Annotated in this window: 25 protein-coding genes; 24 read left to right on the top strand and 1 reads right to left on the bottom strand. The window is 55.1% G+C overall.

Features of this window, described 5'->3' with window-relative positions:
• Positions 1-10: 10 nt before the first annotated feature.
• The 7 genes from phrB (at position 11) to nei (ending at position 6,156) form a co-directional block, all read left to right on the top strand.
• Positions 11-1,474 (top strand): deoxyribodipyrimidine photo-lyase, encoded by a 1,464-nt coding sequence (phrB, locus tag ABRZ28_RS00905; protein WP_319603711.1) that lies wholly within the window; start codon positions 11-13, stop codon positions 1,472-1,474.
• Positions 1,467-2,210: a type 2 GTP cyclohydrolase I gene (locus tag ABRZ28_RS00900; protein ID WP_319603712.1), complete on the top strand. Its 744-nt coding sequence runs from the start codon at positions 1,467-1,469 to the stop codon at positions 2,208-2,210. The genes phrB and ABRZ28_RS00900 overlap by 8 nt, the downstream gene beginning before the upstream one ends.
• A gap of 132 nt (positions 2,211-2,342) precedes the next feature.
• Positions 2,343-2,999, top strand: a complete 657-nt coding sequence (gene pxpB, locus ABRZ28_RS00895; protein ID WP_319603713.1) for a 5-oxoprolinase subunit PxpB — start codon at positions 2,343-2,345, stop codon at positions 2,997-2,999.
• On the top strand, positions 2,993-3,922 hold the full coding sequence (gene pxpC / locus ABRZ28_RS00890; RefSeq protein ID WP_319603714.1) for a 5-oxoprolinase subunit PxpC: 930 nt from the start codon (positions 2,993-2,995) through the stop codon (positions 3,920-3,922). The genes pxpB and pxpC overlap by 7 nt, the downstream gene beginning before the upstream one ends.
• The gene (gene pxpA / locus ABRZ28_RS00885; protein ID WP_319603715.1) at positions 3,912-4,649 is read left to right on the top strand and encodes a 5-oxoprolinase subunit PxpA; all 738 of its coding nucleotides are present in this window, start codon (positions 3,912-3,914) and stop codon (positions 4,647-4,649) included. The genes pxpC and pxpA overlap by 11 nt, the downstream gene beginning before the upstream one ends.
• Positions 4,650-4,682: 33 nt before the next feature.
• Entirely contained in the window at positions 4,683-5,330 is a 648-nt protein-coding gene (pcp, locus tag ABRZ28_RS00880) for a pyroglutamyl-peptidase I (RefSeq protein WP_330519282.1), read from the top strand.
• A gap of 34 nt (positions 5,331-5,364) precedes the next feature.
• The gene (gene nei / locus ABRZ28_RS00875) at positions 5,365-6,156 is read left to right on the top strand and encodes an endonuclease VIII (protein WP_330519281.1); all 792 of its coding nucleotides are present in this window, start codon (positions 5,365-5,367) and stop codon (positions 6,154-6,156) included.
• A gap of 383 nt (positions 6,157-6,539) precedes the next feature.
• Here the strand turns inward: nei and ABRZ28_RS00870 are convergent, their stop codons facing one another.
• Positions 6,540-7,823, bottom strand: a complete 1,284-nt coding sequence (locus ABRZ28_RS00870; protein ID WP_319603718.1) for a citrate synthase — start codon at positions 7,821-7,823, stop codon at positions 6,540-6,542.
• Between the two features lie 646 nt (positions 7,824-8,469).
• On the opposite strand from ABRZ28_RS00870, the gene sdhC reads away from it, so the two are divergent.
• The 17 genes from sdhC to tolB all read left to right on the top strand — a co-directional run bounded on the left by sdhC (position 8,470) and on the right by tolB (position 26,513).
• A complete protein-coding gene (gene sdhC / locus ABRZ28_RS00865; protein ID WP_319603719.1) occupies positions 8,470-8,859 on the top strand; it encodes a succinate dehydrogenase cytochrome b556 subunit in 390 nt (129 codons plus the stop codon).
• The gene (gene sdhD / locus ABRZ28_RS00860; protein WP_330519280.1) at positions 8,853-9,200 is read left to right on the top strand and encodes a succinate dehydrogenase membrane anchor subunit; all 348 of its coding nucleotides are present in this window, start codon (positions 8,853-8,855) and stop codon (positions 9,198-9,200) included. The genes sdhC and sdhD overlap by 7 nt, the downstream gene beginning before the upstream one ends.
• Positions 9,200-10,966 carry a succinate dehydrogenase flavoprotein subunit gene (sdhA, locus tag ABRZ28_RS00855; RefSeq protein ID WP_330519279.1) on the top strand — a complete coding sequence of 589 codons (1,767 nt, stop codon included), beginning with the start codon at positions 9,200-9,202 and terminating at the stop codon, positions 10,964-10,966. The genes sdhD and sdhA overlap by 1 nt, the downstream gene beginning before the upstream one ends.
• A gap of 18 nt (positions 10,967-10,984) precedes the next feature.
• A complete protein-coding gene (locus tag ABRZ28_RS00850; RefSeq protein ID WP_330519278.1) occupies positions 10,985-11,701 on the top strand; it encodes a succinate dehydrogenase iron-sulfur subunit in 717 nt (238 codons plus the stop codon).
• Between the two features lie 304 nt (positions 11,702-12,005).
• Complete coding sequence (sucA, locus tag ABRZ28_RS00845) at positions 12,006-14,813, top strand: 2-oxoglutarate dehydrogenase E1 component (protein ID WP_330519277.1); 2,808 nt, start codon at positions 12,006-12,008, stop codon at positions 14,811-14,813.
• Between the two features lie 15 nt (positions 14,814-14,828).
• On the top strand, positions 14,829-16,061 hold the full coding sequence (gene odhB / locus ABRZ28_RS00840) for a 2-oxoglutarate dehydrogenase complex dihydrolipoyllysine-residue succinyltransferase (RefSeq protein ID WP_330519276.1): 1,233 nt from the start codon (positions 14,829-14,831) through the stop codon (positions 16,059-16,061).
• Positions 16,062-16,183: 122 nt separating this feature from the next.
• Positions 16,184-17,350: an ADP-forming succinate--CoA ligase subunit beta gene (sucC, locus tag ABRZ28_RS00835; protein WP_319603725.1), complete on the top strand. Its 1,167-nt coding sequence runs from the start codon at positions 16,184-16,186 to the stop codon at positions 17,348-17,350.
• Positions 17,350-18,222, top strand: coding sequence for a succinate--CoA ligase subunit alpha (sucD, locus tag ABRZ28_RS00830; RefSeq protein WP_330519275.1), 873 nt, complete (start codon positions 17,350-17,352; stop codon positions 18,220-18,222). The genes sucC and sucD overlap by 1 nt, the downstream gene beginning before the upstream one ends.
• Before the next feature lie 800 nt (positions 18,223-19,022).
• A complete protein-coding gene (cydA, locus tag ABRZ28_RS00825; RefSeq protein ID WP_319603727.1) occupies positions 19,023-20,591 on the top strand; it encodes a cytochrome ubiquinol oxidase subunit I in 1,569 nt (522 codons plus the stop codon).
• Positions 20,592-20,604: 13 nt separating this feature from the next.
• On the top strand, positions 20,605-21,744 hold the full coding sequence (cydB, locus tag ABRZ28_RS00820; RefSeq protein ID WP_319603728.1) for a cytochrome d ubiquinol oxidase subunit II: 1,140 nt from the start codon (positions 20,605-20,607) through the stop codon (positions 21,742-21,744).
• A gap of 16 nt (positions 21,745-21,760) precedes the next feature.
• The gene (cydX, locus tag ABRZ28_RS00815) at positions 21,761-21,877 is read left to right on the top strand and encodes a cytochrome bd-I oxidase subunit CydX (RefSeq protein ID WP_319603729.1); all 117 of its coding nucleotides are present in this window, start codon (positions 21,761-21,763) and stop codon (positions 21,875-21,877) included.
• A complete protein-coding gene (gene ybgE, locus ABRZ28_RS00810; RefSeq protein ID WP_319603730.1) occupies positions 21,874-22,167 on the top strand; it encodes a cyd operon protein YbgE in 294 nt (97 codons plus the stop codon). Before cydX ends, ybgE begins: the two co-directional genes overlap by 4 nt.
• A 133-nt stretch (positions 22,168-22,300) precedes the next feature.
• The gene (gene ybgC / locus ABRZ28_RS00805; RefSeq protein ID WP_319603731.1) at positions 22,301-22,705 is read left to right on the top strand and encodes a tol-pal system-associated acyl-CoA thioesterase; all 405 of its coding nucleotides are present in this window, start codon (positions 22,301-22,303) and stop codon (positions 22,703-22,705) included.
• The gene (gene tolQ, locus ABRZ28_RS00800) at positions 22,702-23,388 is read left to right on the top strand and encodes a Tol-Pal system protein TolQ (protein ID WP_319603732.1); all 687 of its coding nucleotides are present in this window, start codon (positions 22,702-22,704) and stop codon (positions 23,386-23,388) included. The genes ybgC and tolQ overlap by 4 nt, the downstream gene beginning before the upstream one ends.
• Positions 23,389-23,400: 12 nt before the next feature.
• The gene (gene tolR, locus ABRZ28_RS00795) at positions 23,401-23,826 is read left to right on the top strand and encodes a colicin uptake protein TolR (RefSeq protein ID WP_319603733.1); all 426 of its coding nucleotides are present in this window, start codon (positions 23,401-23,403) and stop codon (positions 23,824-23,826) included.
• 56 nt (positions 23,827-23,882) lie between these two features.
• The gene (gene tolA / locus ABRZ28_RS00790) at positions 23,883-25,079 is read left to right on the top strand and encodes a cell envelope integrity protein TolA (RefSeq protein WP_330519274.1); all 1,197 of its coding nucleotides are present in this window, start codon (positions 23,883-23,885) and stop codon (positions 25,077-25,079) included.
• A 138-nt stretch (positions 25,080-25,217) separates the two neighbouring features.
• Complete coding sequence (gene tolB / locus ABRZ28_RS00785) at positions 25,218-26,513, top strand: Tol-Pal system beta propeller repeat protein TolB (RefSeq protein ID WP_319603735.1); 1,296 nt, start codon at positions 25,218-25,220, stop codon at positions 26,511-26,513.
• The last annotated feature ends 27 nt before the right edge of the window (positions 26,514-26,540 follow it).

The raw sequence follows: 26,540 nt of genomic DNA, 5'->3' as shown, positions 1-26,540 counted from the left end.
AGGATGTTTGATGAGTACCAATCTGGTCTGGTTGCGTAATGATTTACGCACCATTGATAACCTGGCATTGCATGCGGCTTGTCAGGATCCGCAGGCGCGGGTTATCGCCTTATTTATCGCCACGCCGCAACAGTGGCGGCGGCACGACATGGCGCCGCGGCAGGCCGCTTTTCTGCTGGAAAATCTTCACGCGCTACAGCATACGCTGGCCGAAAAAGGAATTGCGCTTTATTACCATGAGTGCGCGGATTTTTCTGCGGCGGTGAACTGGCTGGCTGACTTTTGCCGGCGGCAGAACGTCACGCGCCTGTTCTATAACCGCCAGTATGAAATCAACGAACGTCGGCGCGACCAAGAGGCGGAAGCGCTGTTGAGCGATCGCGTCGAGTGCCGGGGATTCGATGACAGCCTGCTGTTGCCGCCCGGTCGGGTGCTGACCGGCGAGGGCAACATGTACAAGGTGTTTACGCCGTTTCGCCAGGCGTTTGTTAAACGACTGCTGGAAACGAATACCGACAGCGTGCCGGCGCCAACGCCGAGAAACGGTGCGGTTGATATCACGGCGGCGTTAACGCCGTTCAGTTATCCTCGGCTGGATAACGAGGGCGAATTCCCCGCCGGGGAAGCGGCGGCCTTGCAGCGACTGCGGCAGTTCTGCCGCGAGCAGGTACAGGATTATGCCCGCCAGCGGGATTTGCCGGCGCTGGCGGGAACCAGCCGATTATCGCCTTACCTGGCGTTGGGCGTGCTGTCTCCCCGTCAGTGTTTTAATCGGCTGCGCGCGGAATGTCCCGATCTGTTGGAACAGCGGGAGAGCGGCGCGTTTATCTGGTTTAATGAACTGATCTGGCGTGAGTTTTACCGCCGCTTATTGGTGTACTGGCCGGATTTGTGTAAACACCAACCGTTTATCGCATGGACCCGGCAGATTCAATGGCGGCAGGCGCCGGACGATCTGGCGGCCTGGCAACAGGGGAAAACCGGCTATCCGATTGTTGACGCGGCTATGCGTCAGTTGAATCAAACCGGTTGGATGCATAATCGTCTGCGTATGATTTGCGCCAGTTTTTTAGTAAAAGATTTACTTATCGACTGGCGGGAAGGGGAGCGCTATTTTATGTCGCAATTGCTGGATGGCGATCTGGCGGCGAATAACGGCGGTTGGCAGTGGGCGGCGTCGACCGGCACCGACGCCGCGCCCTATTTTCGCATCTTCAACCCGACCACGCAGGGCGCGCGATTCGATCCGCAGGGCGCCTTTATTCGTCGCTGGCTGCCTGAACTGGCGGCGGTGCCGGATAAAGATATTCATCAGCCCCATCGCTGGGCCGATCGACAGGGGGAGTCCCTGAACTATCCGTTGCCGATTGTCGATCACAAACAGGCGAGACAGCAGACGCTGGCGGCTTTTGACGCGGCGAAAAATTTAGCCATGGTGCATGACGATCAAACAGAGAAGAGTAAATATGCGTAATAGCGATTTGGAACAGCTGATTAACCAGAAGCTTAACGTTGAGTCCTTTCAGGACTATGCCCCCAATGGCTTGCAGGTTGAAGGGCGTCGGGAAGTGCGGCGTATCGTCACCGGCGTCACCGCCTCGCAGGCCTTGCTGGATGCCGCCGTTGAGCATCAGGCCGACGCCGTTTTGGTTCACCACGGCTATTTTTGGAAAAACGAATCGCCGCTTGTCGTCGGCATGAAGCGTAATCGGCTGAAAACGCTGCTGGTTAACGATATTAACCTGTATGGCTACCATTTGCCGCTGGATGCCCATCCTCAGTTGGGCAACAACGCCCAACTGGCGGCGTTGCTGGCAATCGACGTGCTGGGGACGATCGAACCGCTGGTGCCGTATGGCGAATTATCTCAGACACTTAGCGGCGATGCGCTGCGTCAGCGTCTGGAAGACCGCTTGGGGCGTTCGGTGCTGCATTGTGGGGATAATGCACCGCAACAGATAAGAAAAATTGCGTGGTGTACCGGCGGGGGGCAAGGTTTTATCGAACTGGCCGCCCGTTTCGGCGTCGATGCTTTTATTACCGGCGAAGTCTCCGAACAGACGATTCATATCGCCCGTGAAATGGGGCTGCATTTTTACGCCGCCGGACACCATGCCACGGAGCGGGGAGGGATCCATGCTCTGGGGGATTGGCTGGCCCGGCAGCATGGATTTGACGTGACGTTTATTGATATTCCTAACCCAGCCTGAGGGGTAACGCTTTTTTTATTAAGGATATAGCTTCCAAAATGATAAAAATAAGCAGGTAAAATTCAGGTTGGTATCTTTTTTGCTTTTCCTATTACAACAAGAAAAGCACCTAACTGGATGCAGGAGAGAAGATTGCAACGGGCGCGATGTTATCTGCTGGGCGAGAAGACTGTGGTTCTGGAACTGGAGCCGCCAATGACGCTGCAAAGTCAACAGCGCATCTGGGGGCTGGCTGAGCGTTTGAATCACCATGAAGCGGTGCAGGAAGCGATTCCGGGCATGAACAATCTGACGGTGCTGCTGGCGCAGCCGCAACAGGTTGCGCTGGATGCCATCGAACGTCTGCAACGCTGGTGGGAAGAGAGCGAGTCGCTGCTTTTCGAGCCGCGCGACATTGATATCCCGGTGACCTACGGCGGCGACGCCGGGCCGGATTTGGCATTGGTCGCCAGCCACTGCGGGATGAGCGAAAAACAGGTCGTGGAAGCGCATTCCTCCGCCCGCTATATCGTGTATTTTCTTGGCTTTCAGCCGGGTTTCGCCTATCTGGGCGGGCTGGATGAAAAGCTGCATGTTCCTCGTCGCGCCGAACCCCGGCTTCAGGTGGCGGCCGGTTCGGTTGGCATCGGCGGCGCCCAAACCGGAATTTACCCCTTATCGACGCCTGGGGGCTGGCAGTTGATTGGCCGCACTTCCCTGCGTTTGTTCAATCCGCAGAGTATGCCGCCGACGTTGCTGCGTCCTGGCGATAGCGTTCGGTTTTTGCCTCAGAAGGCGGGCATATGCTGAAAATTATTCATGCCGGATTACATACCTCGGTGCAGGACACCGGCCGTTTTGGCTTTCGTCGGCTGGGCATCAGTCAGTCGGGCGCGCTGGATATTCCCGCGCTCAAGATGGCCAATCTGCTGGTGGGCAATACGGAGCGTGCCGCCGCGCTGGAGATCACGCTGGGGAAATTCGTCGCCGTCTTTACGTCTCCTTGCTGGGTCGCGCTGACCGGCGCTGACTGTCATGCCGAATTGGACGGTAAACCATTGTGGACAGGATGGCGCTTTGCCGTGCAGGCCGGGCAAACATTGAAAATGCATGTGCCGCGTCACGGCATGCGCAGCTATCTGGCGTTGTCAGGCGGAATCGAGGTACCGGAAACCCTGGGATCGCGCAGTACCGATCTGAAAGCGGGATTCGGCGGATTTTCCGGACGTTTGCTGGCGGATGGCGACCAGCTTGCGTTGGGGCGCGCCGCCCGGTCGCCGACCGGTGAAATCGGCGTGAAGCAGTTGCTCTTCGGCAACCGCGTCAGGGCTTTGCCGGGGCCGGAATACAAAGAATTCAGTCGGGATGCGCAGGAGAAATTCTGGCATACGCCCTGGCATCTGAGTCCGCAAAGCAACCGAATGGGGTATCGGCTGCAAGGCCCGGAATTATACCGCACGACCCAGCGGGAAATGTCATCTCATGGTTTGTTGCCGGGCGTGGTGCAGGTGCCGCATAACGGTCATCCGATTGTGTTGCTGGCCGATGCGCAAACGACCGGCGGTTACCCGCGTATCGCCTGCGTGATTGACGCCGATCTGTATCATTTGGCGCAAATACGCCTGGGGGAACCGGTGCATTTTGTTCGTTGTACGCTGGCGGAGGCTCAGCATGCGGCGCAGGAGCAGCGGCGTTATCTTGATCAACTGGCGTGGAGGCTACATGATTATTGACCTGAATGCCGACCTGGGTGAAGGCGGCGAGCATGACGAAGCACTGTTGAAATTGGTCAGTTCGGCAAATATCGCCTGTGGATTTCATGCCGGCGACGCGGAAACCATGCGGCGGTCGGTACGTTGGGGCATTGACTATGGCGTGGCGATCGGGGCGCATCCAGGCTTTCCCGATCGTGAAAATTTCGGCCGTAAAGCGATGCAGTTGCCTGCGGAGACGGTGTTTGCCCAGGTGGTGTATCAGGTCGGCGCGCTGGCGGCGATAGCCGCGGCGGAAGGGGGAAAGCTGGTTCACGTCAAGCCGCACGGCATGCTGTATAATCAGGCCGCCCGCGAGCCCGCCTTGGCCGACGCCATCGCCCGCGCAGTGAAAATGATTAACCCGGCCTTGCGTCTGGTCGGGCTGGCCGGCAGCGAGCTGATCCGGGCCGGGCAGCGATTGGGACTGGTTACCCGTCAGGAAGTATTCGCCGATCGGTGCTATCTGCCGGATGGCTCGTTGGTGCCGCGTTCCCAGTCAGGCGCGCTGATTAACAGCGACGATCTGGCGTTGGCCCAAACGCTGGAAATGATCCAGCGTAAGCGCGTGCGCGCCAGCGACGGCTCCTGGGTGGATGTTCAGGCGGATACCGTCTGTGTTCATGGCGACGGTCAACATGCGCTGACGTTCGCACGCAAGCTGCGCAACTGTTTTTCCCAGCATCACATCAGCGTCACCGCTGCATGACGGACTGGGCCGTTACCGCCTAAGCGAGGGCAGATGAAAACCGTATTGATTACCGCGTTCGAACCTTTCGGCGGCGAACGGCATAACGCGTCCTGGGAAGCCGCCAGGGTTTTGCATCAGCGTGAGATTGACGGCGCCAGAGTGGTGGTCTGCCAGCTTCCCTGCGTATTCGATCTGGCTTTGCGACAGCTTTATCGCGAGGTGGCGCAATGGCAACCGGAGGTGGTTATTGCGGTTGGCGAAGCGGGCGGACGGGCCGACATTTCCGTGGAGCGGATCGCCATTAATCTTAATGACGCGCGCATTCAGGATAATCAGGGCAATCAACCCATCGATACTCCGGTGATTGCAGGCGGTCCGGCCGCCTATTTTTCAACGCTGCCGGTAAAAGCGATAGTCAACGCGTTGCGTGGCGCCGGAATTCCGGCCTCGGTATCGCAGACGGCCGGCGCCTTTGTTTGCAATCACCTGATGTACGGCTTGTTGCACCATCTTCATCAACAGGGCGATTTGGCGCGCGGCGGATTCGTACACGTTCCGCATACGCCGCAGCAGGCGGTGGGACATCCCGGCGAGCCCTGTATGCCGAGCCGCACGGTAAGCGATGCGCTGGAAATCATCATCAGCCAGTCGCTGGCGGGACGCCAGGATGCGGCCGTGGCCGGCGGTTCCTTACACTAGCCGCACCGATTTTTATATTATTACGGAGTCATTCATGCCGGAAGGACCTGAGATCCGCCGCGCGGCCGACACACTGGCGGCCGCGATTGCGGGAAAGACGTTGACCCGGGTCTGGTTCGCGTTCCCTGAACTGAAACAGTATGAGTCGAAGCTGGTCGGACAGCGGGTTGAGAAAATCGTGACTCGGGGAAAAGCTCTGTTGACCTATTTTACCGAGGGTCTGGTGCTTTACAGCCATAACCAGCTCTATGGCGTATGGCGGGTGGCGAATGCCGGCGAAACGCCGGAAACCCGGCGCGATCTGCGCGTCAGGCTGGAAACGGGCGATCGGGCCGCTTTGCTGTATAGCGCGTCCGATATCGAAATGCTGACCACGGATTCCCTCGCATCGCATCCTTTCTTGCAGCGGATCGGCCCCGATGTGCTGGATTTGACGTTGACGGCGGAACAGGTCGGCGAGCGGTTGCTTTCCCCGCGTTTTCGCCGCCGCCGATTCGGTGGCTTATTGCTCGATCAGGCTTTTCTTGCCGGACTGGGCAACTATCTGCGCGTCGAGATCCTCTGGCAGGCCCGCTTGGCTGCGCAACACAGCGCGCAGGATTTAAGCGCCGGGCAACTGCAAACCTTAAGCCGGGCGATGCTTGATATTCCTCGTTTATCCTACAACACGCGCGGCGACGCGGATGAAAATCGCCATCACGGCGCCGTTTTCTCTTTTAAGGTATTCCATCGCGCCGGGGAAGCCTGTCCGCGATGCGGACATATTATTGAGAAAACCATGCTGGCTTCGCGACCGTTTTACTGGTGTCCCGGTTGTCAGAAATAAGAAAATAGCCCGGAGCGATGTTAAACGGCGCCTGCGATAAGTTCGCCGTTTTGCCATTGATCCCCCAACCTACCCTTTGTCGGGGGAGGCTGTTATCCCCGGTGACTGTCTCTTATACACCAATGCGGGAGCTCTAACGGGGGACGCGGCATAATTTAGCCGTTCGTAGGGGGGGCGTTTGAACCACCCTGCGTCGGGCGCGTGCTGCGGGGTAGCATGAAAATGGCGTAATGTAGCGCACGAAACTGTCTCTGAGTCTGCATAAAATGTGACTAAGAGACATCCTTGTCAGGGGGAAGACGTCCGTTGCGAAAGGAGAGGCTGGGGCGGAAGACGCGGAAGGTTGGTCTCGCAGGCCGGAGGCTCCGGCCTTGTTCTGTCGATCAATCTTTCAGATTGGATGAAAAATCACGTTTGTCGTAGCCGGTATAAAGCTGACGCGGACGCGCGATTTTAATCCCATCGTCGTGCATTTCATTCCAGTGGGCTATCCAGCCGACCGTCCGCGCCATGGCGAAGATTACGGTGAACATGGAAGACGGAATGCCCATCGCTTTCAAAATGATGCCTGAGTAAAAATCGACGTTGGGATACAGTTTTTTCTCAATAAAGTACGGGTCGTTCAGGGCGATATTCTCCAACTCCATGGCGACTTCCAGCAGGTCGTCTTTTCTGCCCAGCTCCTTCAACACTTCGTGGCAGGTTTCACGCATCACGGTGGCGCGCGGGTCATAGTTTTTATACACGCGGTGGCCGAATCCCATCAGACGGAACGAATCGTTCTTGTCCTTGGCGCGTTTGATGAAGGCCGGGATATGTTCAACCGAACTGATCTCTTCCAGCATACGCAGACAGGCTTCGTTCGCCCCGCCGTGCGCCGGTCCCCACAGCGAGGCGATGCCGGCGGCAATACAGGCAAACGGGTTGGCGCCGGATGAGCCCGCCGTTCTTACCGTGGAGGTGGAGGCGTTTTGTTCGTGGTCGGCGTGCAGGATCAAAATACGGTCCATGGCGCGTTCCAGCACCGGATTCACTTCGTATTCCTCACACGGCGTCGCGAACATCATGTGCAGAAAGTTACCGGCATAAGAGAGATTGTTTTTGGGGTAAACAAAGGGCTGACCGAGCGAATATTTGTAACACATGGCGGCGACGGTCGGCATTTTGGACAGCAAACGGTAGGCGGCGATTTCACGATGACGCTCGATGCTGATATCCAGCGAATCGTGGTAAAACGCCGCCAGCGCGCCGGTTACGCCGCACAGTACGGCCATCGGATGCGAGTCGCGGCGGAAGCCGTGGAACAGACGGGTAATCTGTTCATGGATCATGGTGTGGCGCGTCACCGTTGTTTTAAAGGTGTCGAATTGCTCCTGCGTCGGGGCTTCGCCGAACAGCAGGATATAGCACACTTCAAGATAGTTGGATTTTTCGGCCAACTGGGCGATGGGAAACCCGCGGTGTAATAAAATGCCCTCTTCACCGTCGATGTAGGTGATTTTCGATTCGCAGGATGCGGTGGAAGTGAAACCGGGGTCAAATGTGAATAATCCCTTCGCGCCCAGGGAGCGGATATCAATCTCCTTTTGTCCCAACGTGCCGGTCAGCACGTCAAGCTCAATAGGGTCTTTACCGTCTAGAGTAAGCGTTGCTTTTTTGTCAGTCATTTATTGTCTCCTAGCGCTTTAATTTTAAACTCTTTTCACCGAAGAAATACCGTCATGCCTGTACATCGGATTAAGGATGGACCAATGACGCTCTGTCGCGACGAATCGTCAATGAGGGTACAGAGCAGGGGCGAAATTTATTGGCTATAGCCCATTGCCTCAGGATGAAAATACCATTCTCCAGATAACTCACATTCGCTGAATTCGTCACCATGATATCTATAATCTTTACATGGATTATCGCACCACTGTTACATAAGTTGCGGCAGTGGGGAAGAATAACCGCAGAGCTTTACTACAGCATAGGGAATTTATCGGCATACTTGTAATTGGAATGTTTATTATTTGTCAAAATTAATGATTAATTTTGAATGAATTGTGAAATTCGTGATGCGAATCACTATTCAAACGAAATGTTCCCAAACAGTTTGTATGGGATTTGTAATAGAAATGTGAAGCTCCTATACTTCGACCAGGTCTCCGGAATACTCTGCCGTAGGAGCACCCAGTATGAATGGAGCATGCGCTGTTTAGATACCGGAGTGTCGATGTTTGAGCGCGTAGCGTGAAACGAGTTTCAGGTTTGCGATATTCATGCTGTCTGACCTGATTCAGGTCCGGAGGAAGACACAATAATAAAAACTGTGTGGGCAAATCTGTGAAAAAACAAAGACCTGTTAATCTGGATCTGCAAACGATCCAATTTCCTGTTACTGCGATAGCCTCTATTCTTCACCGCGTCTCCGGCGTTATTACCTTTGTCGCCGTCGGTATCCTGCTGTGGCTGTTAGGTCTTTCCCTGTCTTCAGAGGAAGGATTCTTACGCGCCGCGCAAATAATGGATAGCTTCCTGGTTAAATTTATCGTGTGGGGCATTCTCACGGCGCTGGCCTATCATATCGTGGGCGGCTTACGTCACCTGATGATGGATTTCGGCTTTATAGAAGAAGACCTCGCTGCCGGTAATCGTTCCGCAAACATCTCCTTTGTCATTACTGTCGTGCTTTCACTTCTGGCTGGAGTCCTCGTATGGTAAGCAATGCGTCTGCATTAGGACGAAATGGCGTACACGATTGGTTGCTGCTCCGCGCTTCCGCTATCGTTATCGTGCTGTATGTTATTTATCTGATTGGCTTTGTCGTCTCCGCTAACAATATAACCTATGACGTCTGGCGCGCTTTCTTTTCTATGGCGCTCACCCAGGTATTCACCCTCCTCGCCTTATTTTCCATTCTGGTACACGCATGGATAGGGATGTGGCAAGTGTTGACCGACTACATTAAACCGTTGCCCCTGCGCCTGACTTTACAATTGGCGATTGTGGTTACGCTGTTGGTGTACGTTATTTATGGAACCATTGTGGTGTGGGGGGCGTAATGAATTTGCCAATTAGAGAGTTTGATGCGGTGGTGGTCGGCGCGGGTGGCGCAGGTATGCGCGCCGCACTGCAAATATCGCAGATGGGCCTGTCCTGCGCCCTGTTATCCAAAGTTTTTCCAACCCGTTCCCATACCGTTTCCGCGCAAGGCGGCATTACCGTCGCGCTGGGCAACACCCATGAAGACAACTGGGAATGGCATATGTATGACACCGTGAAAGGTTCCGACTACATCGGCGATCAGGACGCGATTGAATATATGTGCAAAACCGGACCGGAAGCGGTGCTGGAACTGGAGCACATGGGATTGCCGTTCTCGCGGCTGGACGACGGCCGTATTTATCAGCGTCCGTTCGGCGGACAATCCAGAAACTTCGGCGGCGAACAGGCGGCCCGCACCGCCGCCGCCGCGGACCGTACCGGTCATGCCCTGTTGCATACGCTTTATCAGCAGAACCTGAAAAATCACACCACCATCTTCTCCGAATGGTATGCGCTCGATCTGGTGAAGAATCAGGATGGCGCCGTCGTGGGGTGTACCGCGATTTGTATCGAAACGGGTGAAGTCGTTTATTTCAAAGCCCGGGCCACGGTACTGGCGACCGGCGGCGCGGGACGTATTTATCAGTCCACCACCAATGCGCATATCAATACCGGCGATGGCGTCGGCATGGCGTTACGCGCCGGGGTGCCGGTGCAGGATATGGAAATGTGGCAGTTCCACCCGACCGGCATCGCCGGCGCCGGGGTGCTGGTGACCGAAGGTTGCCGCGGAGAGGGCGGCTATCTGCTGAATAAGCACGGCGAACGCTTTATGGAGCGTTATGCGCCGAACGCCAAAGATCTGGCCGGCCGCGACGTGGTGGCCCGTTCGATTATGATCGAAATCCGCGAAGGGCGCGGTTGCGAGGGGCCGTGGGGGCCGCATGCCAAGCTGAAGCTGGACCATTTGGGTAAAGAGGTGCTGGAATCCCGCCTGCCGGGCATTCTGGAATTATCCCGCACCTTTGCCCACGTCGATCCGGTGAAAGAGCCGATTCCGGTTATTCCCACCTGTCACTACATGATGGGCGGCATCCCGACCAAAGTCAGCGGTCAGGCGCTGACGGTGAACGAAAGAGGGGAAGACGTGGCGATCCCCGGTCTGTTCGCGGTCGGCGAAATCGCCTGCGTTTCGGTGCATGGCGCCAACCGTCTGGGAGGAAATTCACTGCTCGACCTGGTGGTGTTCGGTCGAGCGGCGGGGATGCATTTGCAGGCGTCGCTGGATGAGCAGGGCGCTAGCCGCGACGCCAGCGAGTCGGATATTGAAGCCTCGCTCGAACGTCTTAACCGCTGGAACAACAGCACGTCGGGCGAGGATCCGGTGGAGATTCGCAAGGCGCTGCAATCCTGTATGCAACACAATTTCTCGGTATTCCGTGAAGGCGATGCGATGGCGAAGGGGCTGGAAGAATTGAAGACCATTCGTGAACGGCTGAAAAACGCCCGGCTGGACGACCGCTCCACGGAATTCAATACCCAGCGGGTGGAGTGTCTGGAGCTGGATAACCTGATGGAAACCGCGTATGCGACCGCGGTGTCCGCCAACTTCCGAACGGAAAGCCGCGGGGCGCACAGCCGTTTCGACTACCCCGATCGTGATGATGAAAACTGGTTATGTCATTCGCTGTATCTGCCGCAAACCGACAGCATGACGCGCCGCGCGGTGAACATGCAGCCTAAACTGCGCCCGGCCTTTCCGCCGAAAGTGCGTACCTATTAATCGCGGGGGGATTGATTGATGAAACTTGAATTTTCTATTTATCGTTATAACCCGGATGTGGATAGCGCGCCGCGGATGCAGGATTACCGGTTGGAAGCGGAAGAAGGGCGTGACATGATGCTGCTGGACGCCCTGATTCTGCTCAAAGAACAGGATCCGACCTTATCGTTTCGTCGTTCATGCCGCGAGGGCGTCTGTGGTTCGGATGGCGTTAACATGAACGGTAAAAACGGTCTGGCCTGCATCACGCCGGTATCGGCATTACGGCGCGGAAATAGTAAAATCGTCATCCGACCTCTGCCCGGATTGCCGGTTGTGCGCGATTTGGTAGTGGACATGGGGCAATTCTATGCCCAATATGAGAAAATAAAACCTTACCTGTTGAATAATGGGAAGAATCCACCGGCGCGCGAGCATTTGCAGTCGCCAGAGCAGCGCGAAAAGCTGGATGGGTTATATGAATGTATTATGTGCGCCTGTTGTTCAACCTCTTGTCCGTCGTTCTGGTGGAACCCGGATAAGTTCGTCGGGCCAGCGGGATTGCTGGCCGCATACCGCTTCCTGATCGATAGTCGCGATACGGAAACCAAGCCGCGGCTCGACAATCTGGACGATGCTTTCAGCGTATTCCGCTGTCACAGCATTATGAATTGCGTCAATGTTTGCCCGAAAGGGCTTAACCCGACGCGGGCGATCGGCCACATTAAATCCATGTTGCTACAGCGCAACGGGTAACCGGGCGGGGCGCCGTTTCCGTTATCCCCGCGCTAGCCGGCAGGGAACGGCGGCAATGGCGCAGGGCTTGAACGTCAGGCAAGTGACATCTTGTCCCCTTGAAATGGATTCAAGGGGATGGCAGGAAATCTTTAAAAGCGGGCTTTGACGCCAGAGCCGGTTTTCAAAGGTTCCTTAACGGGTAACTACGGATACAGGACACGGCTTGTCAACGAGCGAACCGTTTACGGCAACCGATTTTATATGGCACGAACGACATGTTAACCACGGCGAAAACTGAAGCTTATTAGCTTAAGGGATCATAATGCAGAACGGCGCAATGAAGGCCTGGCTGGATTCCTCCTATCTGGCGGGCGCAAACCAGTCCTACATAGAGCAGCTCTATGAAGATTTTTTAACCGATCCAGACTCAATCGATCTTAGCTGGCGCTCGATCTTCCAGCAGTTGCCTACGGCTGGGATTAAACCGGATCAACTCCACTCGAAAACCCGCGAATACTTTCGCCGTCTGGCGAAGGATTCCTCTCGTTATACCTCGTCGATTACCGATCCTGATAATGATGTGAAACAGGTCAAGGTCTTGCAGCTTATCAATGCGTTTCGTTTCCGTGGTCACCAGCAGGCGAATCTCGACCCCCTGAATCTGCGTCCGCAAATCCCGGTGCCGGAACTGGATCTGGATTACCATAATCTGACCGAGGAAGACTTACAGGAAACCTTTAACGTGGGGTCATTCGCCATCGGTAAAGACACCATGCAATTGGGGGAATTGTATGAGGCGCTGAAACAGACCTACTGCGGGTCGATCGGGGCCGAGTATATGCACATCACCAATACGGAAGAAAAACGCTGGATCCAGCACCGTATCGAGTCGGTGATGGGGCAGCCCTCTTTTGCCGCCGAGGAGAAAAAGCGCTTCCTGAAAGAGTTGACCGCGGCGGAAGGTCTGGAGCGCTATCTGGGCGCCAAATTCCCCGGCGCCAAACGTTTCTCGCTGGAAGGGGGAGACGCTCTGGTGCCGATGCTCAAAGAGTTGGTTCGGCATGCGGGCAACAACGGCACGCGCGAAGTGGTGCTGGGCATGGCGCACCGCGGCCGCCTGAACGTGCTGATTAACGTGGTGGGCAAGAAGCCGCAGGATCTGTTCGATGAGTTCTCCGGCAAGCATAAAGAGCACCTGGGTACTGGTGACGTGAAATACCATCAGGGTTTTTCCTCCGATCTGGAAACGGATGGCGGACTGGTGCATCTGGCGCTGGCCTTCAACCCTTCCCATCTGGAGATTGTCAGCCCGGTGGTCACCGGCTCGGTGCGCGCCCGCCTCGACCGGCTGGATAATCCGGTCGATACGCTGGTTTTGCCGGTGACCATTCATGGCGATGCGGCGATCAGCGGACAGGGCGTGGTGCAGGAAACGCTGAACATGTCCAAGGTGCGCGGTTATGAAGTGGGCGGTACGCTGCGTATCGTCATTAATAACCGTATCGGGTTTACCACGTCCAATCTGCTGGATATCCGTTCCACGGAATACTGTACGGATATCGGTAAAATGGTGCAGGCGCCGATTTTCCACGTTAACTCGGACGATCCGGAGGCGGTGGCCTTCGTGACCCGTCTGGCGTTGGATTTCCGCAACACCTTTAAGCGTGACGTATTTATCGACCTGATTTGTTATCGCCGGCACGGTCATAACGAAGCTGATGAACCCAGCGCCACGCAGCCGATGATGTATCGGAAAATCAAGAAGCATCCGACGCCGCGCAAAGTGTATGCCGACCGTCTGGAACAGGAAAAGGTGGTGACGCTGGAAGACGCCACGGAAATGATCAACCTGTACCGCGATGCGCTGGATGGCGGCGAATGCGTGGTGGAAGAGCGGCGCGAGATGGACATGCAGTCTTTCACCTGGTCGCCGTATCTGAATCACGAGTGGGATGAACCCTATCCCAACAAGATTGATATGAAGCGTTTGCAGGAACTGGCGAAACGTATTAGCGAGATCCCGGAAGCGATAGAAATGCAGCCGCGGGTGGCCAAGGTGTATCGCGACCGCGCGGAAATGGCCAACGGCGGCAAACCGTTCGACTGGGGCGGCGCGGAAATGCTGGCCTATGCCACGCTGGTCGATGACGGGGTCTCGGTGCGGCTGTCCGGCGAAGATACCGGCCGTGGAACGTTTTTCCACCGTCATGCCGTGGTGCATAATCAGAAAAACGGTTCCGGTTACACGCCGCTCGAGCATGTGCATAACGCGCAGGGGGAGTTCCAGGTCTGGGATTCGGTGCTGTCTGAAGAGGCGGTTCTGGCGTTTGAATATGGTTATGCGACGGCCGAGCCCCGCACCCTGACGATCTGGGAAGCGCAATTCGGCGACTTCGCCAACGGCGCTCAGGTGGTCATCGACCAGTTCATCAGCTCCGGAGAGCAGAAGTGGGGGCGGATGTGCGGATTGGTCATGCTGCTGCCGCACGGCTATGAAGGGCAGGGGCCGGAGCACTCATCCGCTCGCCTTGAACGCTATCTGCAATTGTGCGCCGAGCAGAATATGCAGGTGTGCATCCCTTCGACGCCGGCGCAGGTTTATCATATGCTGCGTCGGCAGGCGCTGCGCGGCATGCGTCGTCCGCTGATCGTTATGTCGCCTAAATCGCTGTTGCGCCATCCGCTTGCCGTCTCGTCTCTGGATGATTTGGCGAACGGTTGTTTCCAGCCGGCGATTGCCGAAATCGATGATTTGGATGCGAAAACCGTCAAACGCGTCGTTCTCTGCTCCGGTAAGGTTTATTATGACCTGCTGGAACAGCGTCGTAAGAATGAACAACAAGATGTGGCCCTGGTGCGTATCGAACAACTTTATCCCTTCCCGCATCAGGCGGTGCAAGCCGCGCTGGAGCCGTTCTCTCATGTCCATGATTTCGTGTGGTGTCAGGAAGAACCGCTGAATCAGGGCGCCTGGTATTGCAGTCAGCATCACTTCCGTGAAGTCATTCCATTTGGGGCTTCTTTACGTTACGCCGGACGTCCGGCCTCCGCTTCACCAGCAGTTGGCTATTTGTCCGTACACCAGAAACAGCAGCAAGCTCTGGTGAATGACGCGCTGAACGTTGATTAAATAAAAGGATAGATAATGAGTAGCGTAGATATTCTCGTCCCTGATCTGCCTGAATCGGTAGCCGATGCAACCGTTGCTACCTGGCATAAAAAACCGGGCGACAGCGTCCAGCGCGATGAAGTGCTGGTCGAGATTGAAACCGACAAAGTGGTGCTGGAAGTCCCTGCCTCCGAAGCGGGGATTCTGGATAGCATTCTGGAGGACGAAGGCGCCACGGTGACCTCGCGTCAGATACTGGCTCGCCTGCGTCCCGGCGACAGCTCCGGCAAAGAAACCAGCGAAAGGTCCCAGAGTAAGGAATCTACGCCGGCGCAGCGCTATACCGCGGGCCTGGAAGATGAGCGCAGCGATGCGCTCAGCCCGGCGATCCGCCGCTTGATCGCCGAGCACGACCTGGATCCCGCCGCGATTAAAGGCAGCGGCGTCGGCGGCCGCATTACCCGCGAAGATATCGATAAGCATCTGGCCGCGCAGCCAAAAGAGAGCGGTAAAAAAGAGGCCGGTAAAGAAGACAAACCCACGCCGGCGCCGGAGCCGGCGCTGAGCGGGCGCAGTGAAAAACGCGTCCCTATGACGCGGCTGCGTAAACGGGTGGCGGAACGGCTGCTGGAAGCGAAAAACAGCACCGCCATGTTGACGACGTTCAATGAAGTCAACATGAAGCCGATTATGGATTTGCGCAAACAATACGGCGAAGTGTTTGAAAAACGCCACGGCGTGCGTTTAGGCTTTATGTCTTTCTATCTCAAGGCGGTGGTTGAAGCGTTGAAACGCTTCCCGGAAGTCAATGCCTCGATAGATGGCGAGGACGTGGTTTATCATAATTATTTTGATGTCAGCATTGCCGTGTCGACGCCGCGCGGTTTAGTTACCCCTGTACTGCGGGATGTTGATACACTAGGCATGGCCGAGATTGAGAAACGAATCAAAGAGCTGGCGCTGAAAGGCCGCGACGGCAAATTGACCGTTGAAGAGCTGACCGGCGGTAATTTCACCATTACCAACGGCGGCGTTTTCGGTTCGCTGATGTCTACCCCGATTATTAACCCGCCACAGAGCGCAATCCTTGGTATGCATGCGATAAAAGATCGTCCGATGGCTGTGGAGGGTCAGGTTGTCATTCTGCCGATGATGTACCTGGCGCTGTCCTACGACCACCGTTTGATTGATGGCCGTGAGTCCGTCGGCTTTCTGGTTACGATAAAAGAGTTGCTGGAAGATCCGACTCGTCTGCTGCTGGATATCTGATCACCTTGCGGCAGGCCGTCGAATGCCTGCCGATTATTACTTATAACGATAAACATGTGCTATGCAGGTCGTTGTCGTCAACGACGCTCTCGGAAATGAAAAACCAGAATGGATAGAACATCATGAATTTACATGAATATCAGGCAAAACAACTGTTTGCTCGATATGGGTTACCGGCGCCGGTCGGCTATGCCTGTACTACGCCGCGTGAAGCGGAAGAGGCTGCATCAAAAATTGGTGCGGGTCCATGGGTGGTTAAATGTCAGGTTCACGCCGGCGGCCGCGGTAAAGCGGGCGGCGTGAAGGTTGTCAGCAACAAAGAAGATATTCGCGCGTTCGCTGAAAGTTGGCTGGGAAAAAGTCTGGTGACGAATCAAACGGATGCGCTTGGACAACCGGTTCATCAGATTCTGGTGGAAGCCGCCACCGACATAGACAAAGAACTCTACCTGGGGGCCGTTGTCGATCGCGGCAGCCGCCGCGTGGTGTTCATGGCTTCCACGGAAGGCGGGGTGGAAATTGAAAAAGTCGCCGAGGAAACGCCGGAACTGATTCACAAGGCGACGCTGGACCCCCTGACGGGGCCGCAGCCTTATCAGGGCCGCGAGCTGGCTTTCAAAATGGGCTTGAGCGGCAAGCAGGTCGCGCAGTTCACCGGCATCTTCATGGGGCTGGCGAAGATGTTTCTGGAGCGCGACCTGTCGCTGGTGGAGATTAACCCACTGGTTATCACCGCCGAGGGGGATTTGATCTGTCTGGACGGCAAACTGGCGGTAGACGGCAACGCATTGTTCCGTCAGCCTGAACTGCGTGAAATGCAGGATCCGACCCAGGAAGACGCCCGCGAAGCGCATGCCGCTCAGTGGGAACTGAACTATGTGGCGCTGGACGGCAACATCGGCTGCATGGTGAACGGCGCCGGTTTGGCGATGGGGACGATGGACATCGTCAAGTTGTACGGCGGCGCCCCGGCCAACTTCCTTGACGTCGGCGGCGGCGCGACCAAAGAGCGCGTAACGGAAGCGTTTAAAATCATCCTGTCTGATGACAGCGTCAAGGCGGTATTGGTCAATATTTTCGGCGGTATCGTGCGTTGCGATCTGATAGCGGACGGTATCATCGGCGCTGTCGAGGAAGTGGGCGTTAACGTCCCCGTGGTTGTTCGTCTGGAAGGGAACAATGCGGATCTGGGCGCGAAAAAACTGGCGGGCAGCGGTCTGAATATTATCGCCGCAACCAGTTTGATCGATGCGGCTCAGCAAGTGGTTGCTGCAACGGGGGAGAAATAATGTCCATTCTGATCGATAAAAACACCAAAGTCATTTGCCAGGGGTTTACCGGCAGTCAGGGGACGTTTCACTCCGAGCAGGCGCTGGCTTACGGCACGCAGTTAGTGGGGGGCGTCACGCCGGGCAAAGGCGGAACGACGCATCTGGGATTGCCGGTCTTCAATACCGTGCATCAAGCCATCGCGGCTACCGGTGCGACGGCCTCCGTCATCTACGTACCCGCGCCATTCTGTAAAGATTCGATTCTGGAAGCCATTGACGCGGGTATTGAGTTAATTATTTGCATTACCGAAGGTATTCCGACGCTGGATATGCTGACGGTCAAGGTCAAGCTGGATGAAAGCGGCGTACGGATGATTGGTCCTAACTGTCCGGGCGTCATTACGCCGGGCGAGTGTAAAATCGGTATTATGCCCGGTCACATCCATCTGCCGGGAAAGGTGGGGATCGTTTCCCGTTCCGGCACCCTGACCTATGAAGCGGTAAAACAGACTACCGATACCGGACTGGGGCAATCCAGCTGTGTGGGTATCGGCGGCGATCCCATTCCCGGCTCCAGCTTCATTGATATTTTGCAACTGTTTGAGCAGGACCCGCAGACCGAAGCGATTGTCATGATCGGTGAAATCGGCGGGACGGCGGAAGAAGAAGCCGCCGCCTACATCAAACAGCATGTAACTAAACCTGTGATCGGCTACATTGCGGGCGTTACCGCGCCTAAAGGTAAGCGAATGGGGCATGCGGGGGCGATTATCGCCGGCGGCAAAGGCACCGCCGATGATAAGTTTGCGGCGCTGGAGGCGGCCGGGGTGAAAACCGTGCGCAGTCTGGCCGATATCGGCGATGCGCTAAAAACCGTGCTTTCCCGTTAAGTTGGGTTACAACGAACAGGCATAAATTTCTACGTTCGACATGTTTGGCCACCTGAGATTCAAAGGTGGCCTTTTTTATGGCGGACGTTCTTATCCGCCTCCCTGCAAGGTATTGCCAACGGCGATTTTTATGGCGAAGTTTGAATACATTCAGTCAGTTCGCATCGCGAATGATTATTGTTAATTGGATACAACAATATCGTAACAATAAAAATGCATGATTATGGTCTATAAATATAGGGTGCGGATGTTTGTGCAAACACAGTATGTAAAAGCACATCGCAACAAATGGCTGGTGGTATTGAGGTAAAAAATATATTACCAACTAATTTAAATTTAAACCAATGGATTACACTGCATTAACAATAATAGCTAATGTGAAGTTTATATAAACCATTAATTAACAAAGGTGAGTTAATTTGTTTTGGATCAAGATTTGACTATGGATATATTTCAAGAAATACGCTTAAATTGCGCCAGGTCAATTATTGCGTGAGGCCGGTTTTATCCCCAAAGTTGATTTGAAACCAAAAACCCAATCTGGGTCACGTAAAAACCTATTTATTGTGCGGGATTAGAGGCGTAATATACCGCTACTCTGTCTTAGGATACGATACTTGTAATTATCGTGATTTTTCTTTGGCTTGCTGATGGATTCGCCGATATTTTTTTCGGCGTATGCGCCGGCTTGCGCCGAAGCAATTTATTGTTGTGTTCTTTTTGGGTGTTTACTGACGGGTGTTTAGTGGCTTGTGAGGTGCTGCAAGCTAAAACCTTCCTGCGAGGAGCAAGGAGTCAAGATGTTTGATATAGTCGAACTGTCGCGCTTACAGTTTGCCTTAACCGCAATGTACCATTTTCTATTCGTGCCGCTAACGCTGGGGATGGCGTTTTTACTGGCGATTATGGAAACGGTATACGTGCTGTCGGGCAAGCAAATCTATAAAGATATGACCAAATTCTGGGGCAAGTTATTTGCAATTAACTTTGCTCTGGGGGTGGCCACCGGGCTGACGATGGAGTTTCAGTTCGGTACCAACTGGTCATATTTTTCTCATTATGTCGGGGATATTTTCGGCGCTCCGCTGGCCATTGAAGGCCTGATGGCGTTCTTCCTCGAGTCCACTTTCGTCGGTCTGTTCTTTTTCGGCTGGGACCGGTTGGGGAAAGTTCAGCATATGGCGGTGACCTGGCTGGTCGCGCTGGGCTCCAACTTCTCCGCGCTGTGGATCCTGGTGGCCAACGGCTGGATGCAAAACCCCATCGCCTCTGATTTCAACTTTGAAACCATGCGCATGGAAATGGTGAGCTTCGCCGATCTGGTGCTGAACCCGGTTGCTCAGGTGAAATTCGTTCATACCGTCGCCGCCGGCTACTGTACCGGCGCGATGTTTATTCTGGGCATCAGTTCCTACTATCTGCTGAAAGGCCGCGACATCGCTTTTGCCAAGCGTTCTTTCGCTATCGCCGCCAGCTTCGGCCTGGCGTCGGTGTTGTCCGTTATCGTCCTTGGCGATGAGTCCGGTTATGAAATGGGCGATGTGCAGAAAACCAAGCTGGCCGCTATCGAAGCCGAATGGGAAACCCAGCCGGCGCCGGCCTCCTTCACGCTGATTGGCCTGCCGAATCAAAGCACCATGGAAAACGATTATGCGATTCAGATCCCGTACGTACTGGGTTTGATCGCGACGCGTTCGACCGATAAGCAAGTGACCGGCCTGAAAGATCTGATGGAACAGCATCAGGTTCGTATCCGCAACGGGATGAAGGCTTACCAACTGCTGCAAGAACTGCGCGCCGGGAATACCGATCCGGCGGTGAGGGAAGCGTTTAACCAGTCTAAACACGATCTGGGGTACGGTCTGCTGCTGAAACGCTATACGCCGCAGGTTTCCGACGCGACCGAAGCGCAAATTCAGCAGGCGACCAAAGACTCTATTCCGCGCGTTGCGCCGCTGTATATTTCTTTCCGCATTATGGTGGCGTGCGGCATCCTGATGCTGCTGATCATCGGCCTCTCTTTCTGGACGGTGCTGCGCGGCAAAATCGGCGAAAGAAAATGGCTGCATCGCGCCGCGTTGTACGGTATTCCCTTGCCGTGGATTGCGGTAGAAGCCGGTTGGTTCGTCGCCGAATACGGTCGTCAGCCCTGGGCTATCGGTGAAGTCCTGCCGACCGCGGTCGCTAACTCATCATTGACCGCGGGGGATATCCTGTTTTCGATGGGGCTGATCTGTGGTCTGTATACGTTGTTCCTGATTGCGGAAATGTATTTAATGTTCAAATTCGCGCGTCTGGGGCCAAGCAGCCTGAAAACGGGCCGCTACCATTTTGAACAGCCGATAGCGGTCGCGCAGGAAGCACGGTAAACAGGAGTCCACTATGTTTGAATATGAAGTATTGCGATTTATCTGGTGGCTGTTGATCGGCGTCCTGCTGATTGGTTTTGCCGTCACCGATGGTTTTGACATGGGGGTAGGGATGTTGGTTCGGCTGATGGGCCGGAGCGATACCGAACGCCGTGTGATGATCAACAGTATTGCTCCTCACTGGGACGGTAACCAGGTCTGGCTGATCACCGCAGGCGGCGCGTTGTTCGCCGCCTGGCCGATGGTCTATGCCGCCGCGTTCTCCGGTTTTTATATTGCGATGATCCTGGTGCTGGCATCGTTGTTTTTCCGTCCGGTCGGTTTTGACTATCGTTCAAAAATCGAAGATCCGCGCTGGCGCGGCATGTGGGACTGGGCCCTGTTTATCGGCAGCTTCGTACCGCCGCTGGTGATTGGCGTGGCCTTCGGCAACCTGTTGCTGGGCGTCCCCTTCCATGTCGACGAGTATCTGCGCCTGTACTATACCGGCAACTTCTTCCAACTGCTGAACCCGTTTGGGTTACTGACCGGCATCGTCAGCCTGACGATGATTTTGGCTCAGGGCGCGACCTATCTGCTGATGCGCACCAATGGCGATTTGTATCTTCGCGCCAGGTCCGTCGCGCAGATTTCCGCGCTGGTCATGTTGGTGGCTTTCGCGCTGGCTGGCGTCTGGGTTATTTACGGCATCGACGGTTATGTCGTGACTTCCGCTATCAATACCGCGGCCGAGTCCAACCCGTTGCGTAAAGAAGTCGCCCATCAGGCGGGCGCCTGGTTGATCAACTTCAACAATCACCCTGTGCTATGGGCGATTCCGCTGTTGGGCGTGGTATTACCGGTATTGACTATCATCATGGCTCGTTTGGAGAAAGGCGCGATGGCGTTCCTGTTCTCCTCTCTGACCATCGCTTGCGTGATTCTGACTGCGGGTGTGGCGATGTTCCCCTTCATTATGCCGTCAGTGACCGTGCCGAACGTCAGCCTGACCATGTGGGATGCGACCTCCAGTTTGCTGACATTGAAAGTGATGACGGTGGTTGCCATTATTTTCGTGCCGATCGTGCTGTCTTATACCGCGTGGTGTTACTACAAAATGTTCGGACGGATCACCAAAGAACATATTGAGCAAAACACTCACTCGCTGTACTAAGTAAGGAGCTTAATTTATGTGGTATTTTGCCTGGATACTCGGAACGCTTCTTGCTTGTTCTCTGGGGATCATTACAGCCCTGGCGCTTGAGCAAAGCGAGGCAAGCAAAACGACTGAAGATAAAACTCAATGAGTGATTTGGTCGATAAGCTGTATCGCCTGATGGATAAGAGCCCGATTCGGGCTCTTTCCCTTATCATGGCGCTGACGGCGGCAGGGTGTGTTTTCTGGGATCCCAGCCGTTTCGCGGCCAAGACCAGCGAATTATCGGTCTGGCAGGGATTGTTGCTGATTTGGGCCGTCTGCGCGGGCGTGGTTCATGGCGTCGGGTTCCGTCCTCAACGGTTGCGCTGGCGCGCATTTTTCAGTCCGCTTCCCGCCCTGGCGATCCTGGCGTTGGGTCTCTACCATTTCTTCCATTAGTCTTACCCTCTATTCCATTTGGTTATGGGTTGCAAACAACCCATAATTATTTTCTTTCCGCTGTTGCAATCCATTCCCAACCTCATTTCTCTTGCGTATAGTAGCGATGTTTAGGGCATTGCCGGGATGTAGAGTGAGTAATAAGGTGTTTTGCTGGCCAGTTCGGGTTTACTTTGAAGACACTGATGCGGGTGGTGTCGTCTATCATGCACGCTATGTCGCCTTTTATGAAAGGGCGAGGACGGAGATGTTGCGTGAGCGCGATTTTCATCAGCAAGCCTTAATGAGCGAGCATATCGCATTTGCCGTTCGCCGAATGACGGTGGAGTATTTTGCTCCGGCGCGTCTTGACGATTTGCTGGAGGTGCAAAGCGAAATCGTTTCGATACGTGGCGCTTCCCTTACTTTCTTACAGCGCATTCTTAATTCAGATGGCAAACTACTGAGTCAGGCTGACGTTTTGATCGCATGTATCGATCCACATCAAATGAAGCCCATCGCGCTTCCTAAGTCTATTGTCGCGGAGTTTAAGCAGTGACTGACATGAACATTCTTGATTTGTTCCTGAAGGCAAGTCTTCTGGTCAAACTAATCATGCTGATTTTAATCTGTTTTTCCATCGCCTCCTGGGCGATTATCATCCAGCGAACCCGGATCCTGAATGCCGCGACGCGGGATGCCGATGCCTTTGAAGATAAATTCTGGTCTGGTATCGAACTGTCGCGTTTGTATCAGGAGAGTCAGACCCGTCGCGATACGCTGACGGGTACAGAACAAATCTTCTATTCCGGGTTCAAAGAATTTGCACGTTTGCATCGCGCCAACAGCCATGCGCCTGAAGCAGTGGTGGAAGGCGCGTCGCGGGCGATGCGCATTTCCATGAACCGCGAACTGGAAACGCTGGAAACGCATATCCCGTTTCTGGGTACCGTAGGCTCCATCAGCCCGTACATCGGCCTGTTCGGGACCGTCTGGGGGATTATGCACGCGTTCATCGCCTTGGGCGCGGTGAAACAGGCGACGTTGCAAATGGTTGCGCCCGGTATTGCGGAAGCGTTGATTGCCACGGCTATCGGTCTGTTTGCGGCTATCCCCGCCGTTATGGCGTATAACCGGCTTAATCAGCGGGTGAACAAACTGGAACAGAACTACGACAACTTTATGGAAGAGTTCCTTGCCATTCTGCATCGCCAGGCGTTCGCAAGCGATAGCAGCAAATAATCAGGGGGGATCATGGCTCGACTACGCAGAGGTCGTCGTGAACTGAAATCCGAGATCAACATTGTCCCGCTGCTGGATGTGCTGTTGGTGCTGCTGCTGATCTTCATGGCAACCGCGCCGATTATTACGCAGAGCGTTGAAGTTGATCTGCCGGAGGCGACGGATTCGAAAACGGTTTCCAGTAATGATAATCCGCCGGTGATCGTGGAAGTGTCAGGCGTCGGGCAATACAGCCTGGTGATTGAACAAAAGCGGATGGAGCAACTGCCGGCGGAACAGATTGTTGCTGAAGCTCGGGCGCGATTGACTGAAAATCCTAAGGCGGTATTTTTGATTGGCGGTGCGAAAGATGTTCCTTATGATGAAATTATCAAGGCACTGAACCTGTTGCATCAGGCCGGGGTTAAATCCGTTGGGCTGATGACGCAGCCGATCTGACTCAGCGCGATGATCGTCGGGCATATTTCTGGCAATACTGTTTTTGGGAATCGATTGTGCTAAAGGCAACCGAACAAAACGACAAGCTGAAACGCGCCGTTATTATTTCGGCTGGTCTGCATGTCATACTGATTGCTTTGCTGATCTGGAGTTCGTTGACGCAAACGATGGATGCCAGCGGAGGCGGCGGGGGCGGCTCATCCATTGACGCCGTCATGGTCGACCCGAGCGCCGTTGTCGAGCAATACAACCGTCAGCAACAGCAGCAAAGCGACGCTCAGCGCGCCGAACAGTTGCGCAAGAAACAGGCCGAGCAGCAGGCCGAAGAGCTACAGCAGAAGCAGGCGGCGGAGCAACAGCGGCTGAAAGAGCTGGAAAAAGAGCGTTTGCAGGCACAGGAAGAGGCCAAACAGCAGGCGCTGGCGCAGGAACAGCAGCGCAAGCAGGCTGAAGAGGCGGCGCAACAGGCTAAAGAGCAGCAGAAACAGGCTGAAGAGCAGCAGAAACAGGCTGAAGCGGCGGCGGCTAAGGCGAAGGCCGAGGCGGAACAGCAGGCGAAAGCCGCCGCCGATGCGAAGAAACAGGCTGAAGAAGAAATTCAACGACAAGCGGCTGCGGCTGCGGCGGCGAAGAAAAAGGCGGAAGAAGAGGCCAAAGCCGCCGCAGAAGAAGCCGCAAAGCGGAAAGCGCAAGAGGCGGCTAAAGCGGAAGCGGCAAAAGCCGCAGAGTTAGCGAAACAAAAAGCGGCCGCGGCGGCAGAGGCGGCTAAGCAAAAGGCGGCGGCTGAGGCGGCGAAGAAAGCCGAGGCGGCGGCCGCGGCTAAAAAAGCGGCGGACGATAAAAAACGCGCCGCCGCGGAAGCCGCCAAACAGGAAAGCGCCGTTGATGATTTGCTGGGCGGACTGGCGTCATCGAAGAATGCGCCCAGGTCAGGCGGCGGCGCGCCGGCGGGGACCGGAAATAACAAACGCAGCGGCGCGTCCGGCGCGGCGCTGGACAGTTATGGCAGTCAGGTTAGAACGGCTATCCAAAGCAAGTTTTATGACTGGCAGCTCTACAAAGGGCGAACCTGCACATTGCGCATCAAACTTGCGCCGGATGGTTTGTTGATCGATGTGAATGCCGAAGGCGGCGATCCCGCCCTGTGTCAGGCGGCGATTGCCGCCGCAAAGCAGGCGAGAATTCCTAAACCGCCAAGTGCAGATGTTTATGAGGCTTTCAAGAATGCGCCAATAGACTTTAAACCGCAGTAACCAGGCTGTTTACCGATATGGGTTTAAGATTATTACTATGGTAAACAAACCAGGTTATGGTGTTTTGTTGACATTGGTTTGTTTTTGTTAAAATTCTGCTGTTTATCGTAGACATAGCGTCTGGATAAGGGAGATTAAATGAAGCAGGTATTTAAAGTTGCATTAAGTCTGTTAATGCTGTGGGCCGTGGCGCTGCATGCGGAAGTGCGCATCGAGATCACCCAGGGGGTAGACTCTGCGCGTCCCATCGGCGTCGTTCCTTTTAAATGGGCGGGACCCGGCTCGGCGCCTGAAGATATCGGCGGCATTGTCGGCGCCGACTTACGCAACAGCGGTAAATTCAATCCCATCGATGCCGCCCGTATGCCTCAGCAGCCCGCCACCGCGTCCGAAGTGACGCCGGCCGCCTGGACCGCGCTGGGTATCGATGCGGTTGTTGTCGGTCAGGTGCAGCCCAGCGCCGACGGCAGCTACGTTATCTCTTACCAGTTGGTTGATACTTCCGGCAATCCGGGCAGCGTATTAGCGCAGAACCAGTTCAAAGTCACTAAACAGTGGTTGCGTTATGCGGCGCATACCGCCAGCGATGAAGTTTTTGAAAAACTGAGCGGCATCAAGGGCGCGTTCCGCACGCGTATCGCCTATGTGGTGCAAACCAATGGCGGCCAGTTCCCTTATGAGCTGCGCGTTGCGGATTATGACGGCTACAATCAGTTCGTCGTTCATCGTTCTCCTCAGCCGCTGATGTCGCCGGCCTGGTCGCCGGACGGCAGCAAACTGGCCTATGTGACGTTCGAAAGCGGTCGTTCCGCTCTGGTAGTGCAAACGCTGGCGAACGGCGCTATCCGCCAGATCGCCTCTTTCCCTCGGCATAACGGCGCGCCGGCATTCTCGCCCGACGGCAGCAAGCTGGCCTTCGCCTTGTCCAAGAGCGGCAGTTTGAATCTGTATGTGATGAATCTGGGGTCCGGTCAAATCAGCCAGGTAACGGACGGACGCAGCAACAACACGGAACCCAGCTGGTTCCCGGATAGCCAGACTCTGGCCTATACTTCGGATCAGGCTGGACGTCCTCAGGTTTACAAAACGAATGTGAACGGCGGCGCGCCTCAACGACTGACTTGGGACGGAGCCCAAAATCAGGACTCTGAAGTGAGCGCCGACGGTAAATTTCTGGTAATGGTGACTTCCAATAGCGGAGTTCAGCATATTGCCAAACAGGATCTGGTAACGGGCGCCGTGCAGCAAGTATTAACGGACACGTTCCTGGACGAAACGCCAAGTATCGCACCTAATGGCACCATGGTTATCTATAGCTCTAAGCAAGGGCTGGGTTCCGTGTTACAGATAGTTTCGACTGATGGGCGTTTCAAAGCGCGTCTTCCGGCCACTGATGGACAGGTTAAATTTCCTGCCTGGTCGCCGTATCTATAAGTGCAGATATGTACAATAAACTATTTT

Origin of the sequence: Brenneria sp. g21c3, from assembly GCF_040240345.1 — a bacterium.
In the GTDB taxonomy this organism is placed as follows: Bacteria; Pseudomonadota; Gammaproteobacteria; order Enterobacterales; family Enterobacteriaceae; genus Brenneria.
Note: the sequence above shows the minus strand (reverse complement) of the source record. Positions and strands in the feature narration are given on the sequence as shown.